Here is a 12756-nt window from a genome sequence, read left to right as displayed (position 1 = left end):
CCCCGCTCACGGCGGTCCGGATGTACTCCACGGATGCTCCTCCGTACCCGGCCCGTTCCGTCCCGGACCACCGGGACCCCCCGCGCCCTGCTCGCCGCGATCCTCAGCGCGGTCGTGGTCGGTGCCGCCCTGACCGTCGGCTCGCCGGCCGAGGCGGCCATCACGACCCATGTCTTCGCCGCCACCAACGACAGTTACGTCAACGCCGCCGCCCCCACCACGAACTACGACACGTCGTCGACGCTGGCGGTGGCCGCGGGTCCGGCCCGGATCTCGTACGTGAGTTTCGCGGTCACCGGCCTGACCGCACCCGTGGTGCATGCCCGGTTGGTGATGCACACCAGCAGCGCGAGCTTTGCGGGCAGCCTCACGGGTGGCACGATCGAGCGCACCGGCACGAACTGGGTCGAGACGACCTTGACCTATGCCAACCGACCGTCCCGAATCGGCTCGCCGTTGTCCCGGTTCGGCATCGTGAAGCCCGATCGCTGGTATCAGGCCGACGTGACCGCCGCGGTGACCGGCAACATGGTGGTCAGCTTCGCCATCTCCTCCAGCGACCCGGACGGCGCCTACTACGACGCCCGGGAGAGCGCCGAGAACTGGCCTCGACTCGCTGTCGACACCGGTGTGCCCCCCAGCCCCGACAACATCCTGCTGGCCGCCGGGGACATCGCGGGCTGCACCACCGACCGGGACGAGGAGACCGCGCGGATCCTGGACAGCCAGCCGGGCACCGTGGCCACGATCGGCGACTCCGTCTACGAGTCCGGCACCACCGCCGAGTTCGCCAACTGCTACCAGCCGACCTGGGGGCGACACAAGGCCCGCACCCGTCCCGCGGTCGGCAACCACGAGTACCTCACCGCCAACGCCGCCCCCTACTTCGCCTACTTCGGGGCGGCGGCCGGGCCCGCCGGACTCGGCTACTACTCGTACGACCTGCCCGGCTCCTCCGACTGGCACATCGTCGTGCTGAACTCCAACTGCGCCAAGGTGGGTGGCTGCCAGGCGGGCTCGGCCCAGGAGCGGTGGCTGCGTGCCGACCTCGCGGCCCACCCCAGCCGCTGCACCCTGGCCTACTGGCACCATCCCCTGTTCAGCTCCGGCGAGCGGCAGGCGCCCGACGTGTTACCGCTGTTCCAGGCGCTCTACGACGCCGGCGCCGAGATCGTGCTGAACGGGCACGCCCACCAGTACGAACGGTTCGCCCCCCAGTCCCCGGACCGGACCGCCGACCCCGCCCGGGGCATCCGCGAGTTCGTGGTGGGCACCGGCGGTCGTTCCCTCCAGTCAAACTTCGGCACCGTGGTGCCCAACAGCGAGGTACGCAACGGCACCACCTACGGCGTCCTGAGGCTCACCCTCTACACCGGCGGATACGACTGGCGCTTTCTGCCGGTCGTCGGGCAGACCTTCACCGACGGCGGCAGCGGCACCTGCCACTGAACCCGGCTGACTGAAGGGCGCGGCGCCCGCTCGGGCGCGAGTACTCCGGGGTGGCCCGGCCCGGACCGGGCCACCCCGGAGAATCACTCGGGGATGACGAACTGGGCGGTGCTGGTGGTGTCGTAGGTGACGCCGTTCTTCTCGGCGTGGTGGGTGCAGTTGACCGTGACCGTCCGGGACTGGGCGGGGACGCCACTGACCGGGACGGTCGGCGACCAGAAGGTCACGTCGACGAGCGCGCCGTTGTTCTCCGAGTCGTAGTCGTTGGTGGAGTAGCTGAGCACGGTGGCCGAGCACCGGACGTTGATGTAGTTGGCGTCCACCCGGTCGTTGCTCCAGGTGGCGAGCCGAGAGTAGCCACGGACCTTGATGCCGCCGACGCGGAACGGCCAGGCTCCTTCGTGGCCGACGCTCTCCAACTGGATCACGCCTTGCAGGTTGTACGCCGGTGGCGACGGAGGCGGCGGCGTGCCGGGGTCGCCGGTGCCACCCCCGCCCCCGCCGTCACAATTGAGAGAACAGTCGGGTTCCGAGGCGTGCGCCGGCATTGCCACCGCTCCGGTGGCCGCGAGGCAGGCCAACAGGGCGATTCCGGCGGTTGCAAAGCGTCTGAGCACGTTGTCTCCTGTCAGTGGACGCCCGAGAATTGAACCCCCGTGGCGCGTGATCGGGGACGTAGGCTATCGCTGCGATTTTCGAAAGCGCAATAGATACTGGTCGGTACGACCGTGCCAGAAATCCCGCCCTACCCGGCTCGACGGCAATCATTGGATATCTCTGCTGCTCAGGGATGCCTACAAATTCCCTGACCGTTGTTCGGCTGGCAAAAAGGAGCCATTTCGGGGAGTGCTATTTGGTCTCATAGTGTTGGTTGGATCGGCGTGCGGCAGACTGATGGCAATTGTCTGGGCTGGCGGGATAATTCGGCCTTAACTGCACGTTGGCGGCAAGAGTCTGCTGTCGGCCATCAATGTTGCTGCCGAGCGGCCCGCTCGACTTCCCGAAGAACAAGTTCGAGCGTCTGGGAGCGGCGGTCTGCTGGTAATGCAGCCCATGCGCGCCGGGCGTGGGTCGGTCCGGGCGCACGAATCGGCGTCCCTGCGTGAGGGTCGGGGGCGCACTCCGTTGAGCGCCTCGATGTCATCGTGTGCTGCACCGGCTGTCGCGTTTCGAACGCTCACCGTCACCATCGAGTCGGCGGCTCGGTGTACCGTCCGAAGTGGTGGCCCGTCGGACGGCCGGCGGGTTCGGGGCACAGTCCGCTGCCGGGGAGGCTGCCATGCTCACGACCATTGGTGATCACCTGCGCAAGCTGCGCACCGAGTCCACCTTGACGCAGGAACGTCTGGCCGAGAAGGCTGGTGTGAGCGTGGAGACCATCCGCAAGCTGGAGCAGAACGAACGCACCAGTGCCCGCATGTCGACGCTGAACAAGCTGGCCACCGCGCTCGGCGTCCCCACCACTGCCCTGATGGGCTCTGCCGCACAGGCGCAGGCGATGCGCGAGCCCAACGCCGAGCCACTCGGCCTCGTGGCCGTCCGCCGGGCGCTGACGCCGGTGTCCGGCCTCGACGGGCGTTCGGTGCTCGACGAGCCCGAGATCGGCCCACCGACCGCCGCTGACGTGCGCCGCTCGATCCTCGCGGCCAACACGATCTATCACGCCAACGACTACGCTGCCGCGCTCACATTGATCCCTGGCCTGCTGGACGAGGCGCGAACCTTCGTCGATATCGCCGACGGCGACGAGCGATTGGCCGCGCATGCGCTCGCGTCCCAGGCGCACCAGTTGGCCGGTCGGCTGCTCATCCAGCTTCGCCGGGTCGACCTGGCGCATGTCGCGCTCACCGCAGCACTCGATCATGCCCGGCCTAGCGGTGACCCGACGGTCGGTCCTGCGGCGGTCGCGGCGATGTGCTGGCTGCTGCTGCGGCAGGCCCGGTTCGGGGAGGCGGAAGTCCTCGCGGTGCGCACCGCCGATCAGGTCGAGCCGAAGCTGTCCACGGCGTCCCCGGCCGACTTGGCGGCGTGGGGGTTCTTGCTGATCAAGGCAGCCTCGGCAGCGGTGCGGGATGCGCGGCACGATGACGCCCGCGACATGCTGGACTTGGCGGCGGCCGGCGCACATCGGCTCGGCGACCGGCGCTACCCGGACGCCGATCTCATCGGGAACGATTACTCGACCGAGGGCGTGCACCTGATGCGCGTGGAGGCGGCGGTGATCGCGGGGCGCCCGGACGAGGCGCTTGCGCTGGCACGGCAGGTGCACCGATCCCCGCAGGTGACACCCTCGTCTCGTCAGCGGCACTTTCTGGACGTCGCCTGGTCGCATGTGCAGACCGGCACCTACTCGGACGCGACCGGAGTGCTCATGGACCTGCGGGACCGGGCACCGGCCTGGCTTCGGCAGCAGCGGTACGCCCGGGACATCGTGAAATCGATCGCTGAACGGCGGCGGCGCACGATGACCAAGGAGTTGGCCGAGTTGGCATCACTGGTCGGCGCATAGTCGTACGCGACGTACGACCATTTTTGCGGACTATTTGCCCTGGTCTGTTCTGCACCTGGCTGCGGAAATCTCGCTGGGTGAACCTCTGGATACGGGCCGCGATCGTTGAGATGACGGGACGTCACCTCAGTCGCGAGTCGCGCCCCTGAACAGCGCGGTGATGCCGTTCCCCGAGGGCATCACCGCCGCGTCTTCCAGGAGGTCGCACATGAGCGGTAGCCAGCGCGAGCCGGAACAGAGCCCAGGTGAACAGGCGGAAGCCGCCGAGCAGGAGGCGGCCCGGCAGCGGATCATCGCGCAGGCCGAGGCGGAACGAACACCCGTCGAGGACACCACCCGCGCGGTGCCGGACCGGCGGTGGCGTCGTGACCGGTGAGCGGGTGCCGATCGGCCGGCGCGTTGCCTACCTGCGGGTGCGCCGCAAGCTGTCGCAGCAGACGTTCGCCGACCGGCTGGGCAAGTCGAAGAGCTGGGTGGACAAGGTGGAACGCGGCGTACGCTCGCTGGAGCGGGTGTCGACGATCCGGGAGATCGCGGCGGTGCTGCGGGTCGACGCCGCGATGCTGCTCGGTGACGATGTCCGGCCCGCCGAGGTGGCCGAGCGCGGCGAGGGCGTCGCGCGCATCCGGGCGGCCCTGTCCACGTACGGGATGACGGCCGGGCGGGAGACGCCGCCGGACCGGTGGGGTCGGGCCGTGGCGCACGCCTGGGACACCTACCGGCATGCCCGCTATCCGCAGGTGGTCGAGCAGCTTCCGGCGTTGCTGACCGATGTCCAACGCTGGCAGGCGCGGGACCCGCAGGCAGGCCGGGCGGTGGTGGTGGACGCGTACCGGGTGGCGGCGGCGCTGCTGACCAAGTTGGACGAGGCGAGTCTCGCCTGGCTGGCCGCCGACCGGGCGATGTCGGCCGCGACCGGGGACCGGACGTTGCTGGCCTGCGCGGCGGTGCAGCTCGGGCCGGTGCTGCGGGCGTCGGCGCGGGCGCGGTCGGTGCTGTTGGCCGCCGCGTACCGGGTCGCGCCGCGCGACCCCGATTCGGGTACGCCGGAAGAGTTGTCGCTGTGCGGGACGCTGCTGGCGCAGGCGGCGTTGACGGCGGCGCGGGCCGGCGACGGGCGTGCGGCCGGTGAGTTGTTGGACGAGGCGGCGGAGATGGCCGTCCGGGTGGGTGACGGGCACGACCATTGTCGGACCGCGTTCGGGCCGGCGGCGGTGGACGTGGCCCGGGTGGTCGCCGCCGTGGAACGGGGCGACGGTGCGGAGGCGGTCGCCCGGCACGAGGCGGCGATCGCGGTGCAGGGGTGGCGGTGGCTGCCGCTGGAGCATCGCGCCGCGCATCTGGTGGACGCCGCGCGGGCGTACCTGATGGTGGGTGACGCCGAGCGCGCGGCGAAGGCCCTGGTCCGGGCGGAGCGCCTCGCGCCGGCCGAGATCCGCCACCGTCCGACGGCGCGCGCCCTGGTCGCCCAGCTCTCGACCGAAGCGCCGATGCTGGAGTGGTGGCACCTCCGATAAGGAGCGAAACCGGCATACCGTGGCACCACAAGCCCAAGATCGGCGAGGACTGGCGAGGTGGGCGTGCTCCGGGACTGGTCACGGGGTATTCACGATTTCAAACTCCGCTGTTGTCACGACTTCGGGGGGTGAAACTCATCGGTCGGTCATGACTTGTCGCACTGGGCCCACGCCTCCGCCATCCGCAGGATTGACGTCAACCGATCAGCCGGTGGAGGCAACCGACATGGACGAACGGTACGACTCGTACTGCGCGGTCGATCCGCTCTTCTACGACTCGCTGGCCGGCACCACGGCCGAGGCGGACGCCTACCCGACCGGCACGGTGCCGGACGGCTGGGAGTGCGAGGTCAAGGACGACTGGCTGATCCACGGCCCGGTCGGCGGGACCCTCCCCGCGCAGGGCTGGAAGATCCACGTGTCGGCCCGGCTCGACAACGCGGAGCGCGTGCTGGCCCGCGTGGTGGAGTACTGCCGGCCCCGCGGCATCGCGTTCAAGCACCTGCGCGGCCCGCGGCTGCTGCTCATGCGCAACAGCAAGTACGCCCGGCGCGGCGCCAGCGGGAAGTTCGTCACCGTCTACCCGCGTGACGACGCCGAGTTGGAGCTGACCGCCAAGGAACTCGCCGACCTGCTCGACGGCGAGACCGGGCCGTACATCCTCAGCGACCTGCGCTACGGCGACGGCCCGGTGCACCTGCGCTACGGCGGCTTCGCGGCCCGCTACTGCGTCTCCGACGACGGGCAGACCGTGCCGGCGATCGAGACTCCGGACGGCACGCTCGTGCCGGACCGGCGGGACCCGGTGTTCCACGTGCCGGAGTGGGTGACGCTGCCCGACTTCCTCGCCCCGCACCTGGCCGCCCGGAACGCGGCCAGCACCACCGACCTGCCGTACCGGATCGAGAAGGTGATCCACTTCTCGAACGGCGGCGGCCTCTACGTGGCCCGTGACACGCGGACCGACCAGCGGGTGGTGCTCAAGGAGGCCCGGCCGCACGCCGGACTGGACGCCACCGGCACCGACGCGGTCACCCGGCTGCGCCGCGAGGCGCAGACGCTGCGCCGGCTGGCCGACGTGCCGCACCTGGTCCGGGTGCACGACGAGTTCAGCTTCGGCGGGCACGAGTTCCTCGCCCTGGCCTTCGTCGAGGGCCGGCCGCTCAACCAGGTGGTGGTCGAGCGGTACCCGCTGGTGCACCTCGACGCCGACCGGGCCGACTACACCCGCTGGGCGCTCGACGTGCACCGCCAGGTCACCGAGGCGGTCGCCGCGATCCACGCGCACGGCATCGTCTACGGCGACCTCCACATGTTCAACATCATGGTCGGCGACGACGGCGCGGTGACGCTCATCGACTTCGAGGTGGCCGCCGACGTCGCCGAGGCGACCCGCCCCGCGCTGCGCAACCAGGCGTTCGCCGCGCCCCGCGACCGCACCGGCGTCGACGTCGACCGCTACGCGCTGGCCTGCCTGCGGCTCGCCCTGTTCCTGCCGCTGACCGCGATGCTGCGGCTGGCCCCGGCCAAGGCGGCGCACCTGGCCGACGTGATCGCCGAGAACTTCCCGGTGCCGCGCGAGTTGCTGGACGAGGCGGTCGAGGTGATCGTCGGCAGTCGCCCGACGGACCTGCGACGTGCCGTCACGATCGACCCGGACGACTGGCCGGGCCTGCGCGACCGGCTCGCCGAGGCGATCACCGCCAGCGCCACCCCGGACCGCGACGACCGGCTCTTCCCCGGCGACATCCGCCAGTTCGCCGGCGCCGACGGCGGGCTCAACCTGGCGTACGGCGCGGCCGGGGTGCTCTGGGCGCTGCACGAAAGCGGCGCCGGCACCGACCCCGCGCACGAGCAGTGGCTGATCGACCGGGTACGCCAACCCGCCTCCGGCAGCCGGCTCGGCCTCTACGACGGGCTGAACGGCATCGCGTACGTGCTCGACCTGCTCGGGCACCGGGACGAGGCGCTGCGCCTGCTCGACCTCTGCCTCGACCAGCCCTGGACGGAGTTGCGCGACGACCTCACCGGCGGGCTGTCCGGCATCGCGCTCAACCTCGCCCACTTCGGCGCGCTCACCGGCGAGCGGCGCTACGCCGACGCGGCCCGGCAGGCCGTCGACGTGGTGGTCGGCCGGCTCGGCGACGTCGACTCGGTCGCCGAGATCAGCGGCGGACGACACCCGTACGCCGGGCTGACCCGGGGCGGGGCCGGCGTGGCGCTGATGCTGCTCCGGATGTACGAGCGGCACGGCGACGACGAGCTGCTCGACCACGCGCGCACCGCGCTGCGCCAGGACCTGCGCCGCTGCGTCCGCCGCGACGCCGGGCACCTGGAGGTCAACGAGGGCTGGCGGACCATGCCCTACCTGGCCGAGGGCAGTGTCGGCATCGGACTGGTGCTCGACCGGTACCTGCGTCACCGGCCCGACGACGAGCTGCGCGACGAGGCCACCGCGATCCGCCGATGCGCCGACTTCCCGTTCTACGCGCAGTCCGGCCTCTTCGCCGGCCGCGCCGGGATCGTCGCGTACCTCGCCGAGCGGGGGGAGCGGGACGCGGCCCGGGAACAGGCCCGGCTGCTCGGCTGGCACGCGTTGCCGTACCGGGACCGGACCGCGTTCCCCGGCGACCAGCTGCTGCGACTCTCCATGGACCTGGCCACCGGCACCGCCGGCGTGCTCGCCGCGCTCGCCGCCACCCGGCCGGACGGCGCGCTCCAACTGCCGTTCCTCACCCCGCTGCCCGGCGCGACGCGCGTCGCGGGCGCGGACTGAGCGGCCCACCGACCCCCCGGTTCCCCCGGGGCGACCCGAACCGACGTGATGGAGAGGAGGTGAATCGACATGGCTCTGCTCGACCTCCAGGGGATGGAACTGCCGGCCGCCGAGCGTACCGGCGGTGGCAGCCAGGCCAGCCTGCTGCTCTGCGGCGACAGCTCGCTGAGCGTCACCACCTGTAAGTGACCCACCCGACCATCGACGTCACGAGAGAAAGAGGAATCGACATGGCTCTGCTCGACCTTCAGGGGATGGAACTGCCGGCCGCCGAGCGTACCGGCGGTGGCAGCAACGCCAGCCTGCTGCTCTGCGGCGACAGCTCGCTGAGCGTCACCACCTGCCACTGACGATCAGTCGCTTGGCCCCGGGCCGGCTCACGCCGGTCCGGGGCCCGCGCCCGTGGGAGGACCGATGACCCCCGCTGACCGGCTCGCACTGCGCGCCGTGGCGTTCGCCGGCTGGTGGACGCCGGTGTTGGCGGTGCTCGCCGTGGTGGAGGCGGCGGCCCAGTTGGCGCTTCCCGCCGTGCTGGGCCGGGCGGTGGACGCCGCCGTCGGCGTCGCGCCGCGGTCGTCGTCCGACCGGTGGCTCGCCGTGGTCGTCGCCCTGGTGCTGGTGCTGATCGGCGCGCGGGCGGCCCACGACTACGGCACCGGCGCGGCCGGCGCCCGCTCGGTCGCCGCGCTGCGGCACGCCCTGGTCCACCACCTCTTCGCCCTCGATCCGCGCACCGCGGGCCGCCGGCCGGTGGGCGACCTGGTCGGCCGCATGGTGGGACAGGTCGCCGACGCCGGGCAGGCCGCCCCGACCGTCGTCCTGGTCGGCAGCGTGCTGCTGCCACCGCTGGGCAGCCTGGTCGCGCTCACCCTGATCGATCCCTGGCTCGGCCTGACGTTCGTGGTCGGGCTGGTGCTCCTGGCCGTGCTGCTGCGGCGGTTCGTCAGCGAGGCGTCCGGCGCGGTCGCCGGCTACCAGCGGGCCCAGGGAGACCTGGCCGGGCGGCTGGTCGAGGCGCTCGCCGGCGCCCGGACGATCGCCGCCGCCGGCACCGCCGGGCACGAGGTCGAGCGGGTGCTCGCGCCGCTGCCCGAGCTGCGCCGGCACGGCCTGCGTACCTGGCGGGTGCTCGCCGGGGCGGCGGCCCGGGGCGCCCTGCTGAACCCGCTGCTGCAACTGGCGGTCGTCGCCGTCGGCGGCTGGTCGCTGTCGGCCGGCCGGCTGACCCCGGGGGAGCTGCTCGCCGCCCTCCAGTACGCCACGATCGGCGCGGGACTGGGTGCCGCGATCGCCGCCGTCAACACCGCCGTGCGGGTACGCGCCGGCTGCGGTCGTGCCGCCGAGATCCTCGACGAGCCACTCCGCCCGCACGGCGACCGGGACCTGCCGCCCGGGTCGGGCCGGCTGGAGCTGAGCGGGGTGGAGGTCCGCGACGACGACGGGCGTCCGCTGCTCGACCGGGTCGACCTGCGGGTGCCGGGTGGCACGCTCCTCGCCGTGGTCGGGCCGTCCGGAGCCGGCAAGTCACTGCTCGCGGCCGTCGCGGGCCGGCTGCGTGACCCGGACGCCGGCGAGGTACGCCTGGACGGCGTGCCGCTGCGGGAGTTGACGCCGACGGCGCTGGGCCGGGCGGTCGGCTACGGTTTCGAGCGGCCGGTGCTGGTCGGTGACACGGTCGGCGCGGCGGTCGGCTGCGGCGGTGACCCGGTGCCGCTGGCCCGCGCCGCCGAGGTCGACGACGTGGTGCAGCGGCTGCCCGAGCGCTACCGCACCCCGCTGGCCGGGCTCGCCCTCTCCGGCGGCGAGCGGCAGCGGCTCGGGTTGGCCCGCGCGCTGCGCGCCGAACGGCTGCTGATCCTCGACGACGCCACGTCCAGCCTGGACACGGTGACCGAGCACCGGGTGGTGGACACGCTCACCGGCCGCGACGACAGGCGTACCCGGGTGGTGGTGAGCCACCGGGTGGGCACCGCGGCCCGCGCCGACCTGGTGGCCTGGGTGGACGGTGGTCGGGTACGCGCGGTCGCCCCGCACCGGGCGTTGTGGGACGACCCGGCGTACCGGGCGGTGTTCCGGTCGTGACCACCGTCGGCGCGGTGGTCCGCGCGGAGCTGTCGACGCGACGCCGTCCGCTGCTGCGGCTGGCCGGCTGGTCGCTGGCCGAGGCGCTGCCGGCGGCGTTGACCGGCCTGCTGACCGCGCGCGCCGTGGACGGCGGGTTCCTGGCCGGTCGGCCCGGCGTCGGGCTGCTCTGGCTGGGCCTGCTGGCGCTCGCCGTGCTGGTCGGCGCGCTCGGCACCCGGCAGGCGTACGGGCTGCTGGGCGACGTGGTGGAACCGTTCCGCGACGACCTGCTGCGGCGGGTCGTCGCGGGCACGCTGGCCGGCGCGAGCGACGGGCGGGTCGACGACGCGGCGGTGACCCGGCTGACCCACCAGGTGGAGATCGTCCGGGACACCTGGGCCGGCCTGCTGATGGTGGTCCGGGGCTTCGTGTTCGCCGCCGGCGCGGCCGTCGTCGGCCTCTGTTCCCTGGCCGCCCCGGTCGCGCTGCTGGTGACCGTGCCGGTCCTCGCCGGTCTGCTGCTCTTCGCCGCCGCCCTGCCGGCGATGGTGGCCCGGCAACGCGAGTACGTCCGGGCCGGTGAGCGGCTCGGCCGGGACGCGGTGGTCGCGGTGACCGGCCATCGTGACGTCACGGTCAGCGGGACCGGGGACCGGGTCGTCGGCTGGCTCGGCGGCCACGTCGACGCGCAGGCGCGGGTGGAGCGACGGCTGGCCACCATGGCCGCCGCGCGCAGCCTGAGCCTGGCCGTCGGCGGGTGGCTGCCGGTGCCGGTGCTGCTGCTGACCGCGCCGTGGCTGCTCGGGCGCGGCCTCGGGCCGGGCGCGCTGCTCGGCGCGCTGGTCTACGTCGTGCACGGCATCCAGCCGGCGCTGCACACGCTGTTCCAGGGCGTGGCGGCCGGCGGCCTGCGCTTCGTGGTCACCCTCGACCGGCTGCTGCGCACCTGCGTACCCCCGGGGGAGCCCGGCGGCGCGACGGCGGCGCCGCCGCCCGACCCGGCCGCGCCCGCGCTGTCGCTGCGGGCGGTGACCTTCCGGTACGGGCCGCACGCCGCGCCGGTGCTCGACGGCTTCGACCTGACCGTGCCGGCCGGTGACCACCTGGCGATCGTCGGCGCGAGCGGGATCGGCAAGTCCACGTTGGCAGGGCTGATGGCCGGCGTGCTGTGCCCCGGGTCGGGCACGGTCCACGTCGCGGGCACGCCGACCGGCGCGGCGACCCCGGCCGAGCTGGCCGCCCGCCGGGTGCTGATCCCGCAGGAGGCGTACGTGTTCACCGGCACGGTCCGGGACAACGTCCGCTACCTGCGGCCGGACCTGGACGACCCGACGATCATCCGGGCGACGGACCGGCTCGGCCTGGCCGGTCTGGTGGCCCGGCTCGGTGGCCTCGACGCGACGCTGCGACCGGCGGCGCTGTCCGCGGGGGAGCGCCAGCAGGTGGCGCTGCTGCGGGCCTGGCTGTCGCCGGCGCCGCTGCTCATCCTCGACGAGGCGACCTGCCACCTGGACCCGGCCACCGAGGCGCGCCTGGAGTTGGCGTTCGCCGCCCGGCCCGGCACCCTCGTGGTGATCGCGCACCGGATCAGCTCGGCGGTGCGGGCCCGGCGGGTGCTCCTGCTCGACGGCGGGCAGGCCCACCTGGACAGCCACCAGGGGCTGCTGGCCGGCTCGGCGGCGTACCGGGAGATGGTGGGCTACTGGGAGGGCGCCGGGGACCGGGTCAGATCCAGCAGGCGTCCCGAGCGGTCCGCACCGCTTCCCAGCGGGTCCGGGCGCCGGTCTTCGCCATGATGTGCGACAGGTGGTTGCGGACCGTCCCCGGTGAGACGCCCAGCTTCTGCGCGATCTCGCGGACCGGCAGGCCCTCGGCGACCACGTCCAGCACCTCCCGCTCCCGGGGGGTCAACGGATTGTCGGCCATCTCGAGCGCGGCGACGACCAGGTCCGGGTCGAGCACGACCTGACCGTCGGCGACCTGCCGGACCCCCTCGGCGATCCGGTCGGGCGGCACGTCGCGGTTGAGGAAGCCGATCCACCCGCGATGCTCGGCGAACATCGCGCGCAGCCGCCCGGCCCGATGCTGGTCCACCAGCACCAGCAGCCGGCCGCCGTGGCTGCCGTCGGCCGCGGCGGCGAGCCGGGTGAGCTGGTTCACCGGTACGACGTCGATGTCGACCACTGTCACGTCGGGGCGTTCGCTGAGCAGCGCGGCCCGGACGGCGTGGGGGGTGTCCGCCTCGGCGACCACGTCGATGTCGCCCTGGGCGGCCAGCAGGTGGGCGAGTGCGCCCCGGACCAGCCGTCCCTTGAACGCGAGCAACGTGCGGACCATGTCGACTCCCTGCCATGACCCCCGTCTTCCTGACCTATCGTGAACAACTGATAACCAGCCGTCAGGAATCTTATTTAAGACAGTGTGCCGACGACACCAGGTGT

General features: G+C 72.9%; 11 protein-coding genes. 9 read left to right on the top strand and 2 right to left on the bottom strand.

The window, feature by feature from the left end; genetic code table 11:
• Positions 1–33: 33 nt before the first annotated feature.
• A complete protein-coding gene (locus VKK44_RS14430; RefSeq protein ID WP_343447488.1) occupies positions 34–1449 on the top strand; it encodes a CBM96 family carbohydrate-binding protein in 1416 nt (471 codons plus the stop codon).
• Positions 1450–1532: 83 nt separating this feature from the next.
• On the opposite strand, the gene VKK44_RS14425 is transcribed toward VKK44_RS14430, so the two are convergent.
• Entirely contained in the window at positions 1533–1877 is a 345-nt protein-coding gene (locus VKK44_RS14425; RefSeq protein ID WP_343447487.1) for a hypothetical protein, read from the bottom strand.
• An 851-nt stretch (positions 1878–2728) separates the two neighbouring features.
• On the opposite strand from VKK44_RS14425, the gene VKK44_RS14415 reads away from it, so the two are divergent.
• From VKK44_RS14415 to VKK44_RS14380, 8 genes are all read left to right on the top strand, one after another.
• Positions 2729–3958, top strand: coding sequence for a helix-turn-helix domain-containing protein (locus VKK44_RS14415; protein ID WP_343447485.1), 1230 nt, complete (start codon positions 2729–2731; stop codon positions 3956–3958).
• Positions 3959–4166: 208 nt separating this feature from the next.
• On the top strand, positions 4167–4334 hold the full coding sequence (locus VKK44_RS14410) for a hypothetical protein (protein ID WP_343447483.1): 168 nt from the start codon (positions 4167–4169) through the stop codon (positions 4332–4334).
• Positions 4324–5475, top strand: coding sequence for a helix-turn-helix domain-containing protein (locus VKK44_RS14405; RefSeq protein WP_343447482.1), 1152 nt, complete (start codon positions 4324–4326; stop codon positions 5473–5475). Before VKK44_RS14410 ends, VKK44_RS14405 begins: the two co-directional genes overlap by 11 nt.
• 226 nt (positions 5476–5701) lie before the next feature.
• Positions 5702–8251, top strand: coding sequence for a class III lanthionine synthetase LanKC (gene lanKC, locus VKK44_RS14400; protein ID WP_343447481.1), 2550 nt, complete (start codon positions 5702–5704; stop codon positions 8249–8251).
• Between the two features lie 69 nt (positions 8252–8320).
• Entirely contained in the window at positions 8321–8440 is a 120-nt protein-coding gene (locus tag VKK44_RS14395) for a SapB/AmfS family lanthipeptide (RefSeq protein ID WP_088974649.1), read from the top strand.
• Positions 8441–8481: 41 nt separating this feature from the next.
• Complete coding sequence (locus VKK44_RS14390; protein WP_343447480.1) at positions 8482–8601, top strand: SapB/AmfS family lanthipeptide; 120 nt, start codon at positions 8482–8484, stop codon at positions 8599–8601.
• 64 nt (positions 8602–8665) lie between these two features.
• Positions 8666–10333 (top strand): ABC transporter ATP-binding protein, encoded by a 1668-nt coding sequence (locus VKK44_RS14385; RefSeq protein ID WP_343447479.1) that lies wholly within the window; start codon positions 8666–8668, stop codon positions 10331–10333.
• Positions 10330–12111 carry an ABC transporter ATP-binding protein gene (locus VKK44_RS14380; protein WP_343447478.1) on the top strand — a complete coding sequence of 594 codons (1782 nt, stop codon included), beginning with the start codon at positions 10330–10332 and terminating at the stop codon, positions 12109–12111. Before VKK44_RS14385 ends, VKK44_RS14380 begins: the two co-directional genes overlap by 4 nt.
• Here VKK44_RS14380 and VKK44_RS14375 read toward each other — a convergent pair.
• Positions 12041–12652, bottom strand: coding sequence for a response regulator transcription factor (locus VKK44_RS14375; RefSeq protein WP_343447477.1), 612 nt, complete (start codon positions 12650–12652; stop codon positions 12041–12043). The two genes, VKK44_RS14380 and VKK44_RS14375, sit on opposite strands and share 71 nt — an antisense overlap.
• Between the last annotated feature and the right edge of the window lie 104 nt (positions 12653–12756).

This window comes from Micromonospora sp. DSM 45708 (assembly GCF_039566955.1).
Taxonomy (GTDB): Bacteria; Actinomycetota; Actinomycetes; order Mycobacteriales; family Micromonosporaceae; genus Micromonospora.
Note: the sequence above shows the minus strand (reverse complement) of the source record. Positions and strands in the feature narration are given on the sequence as shown.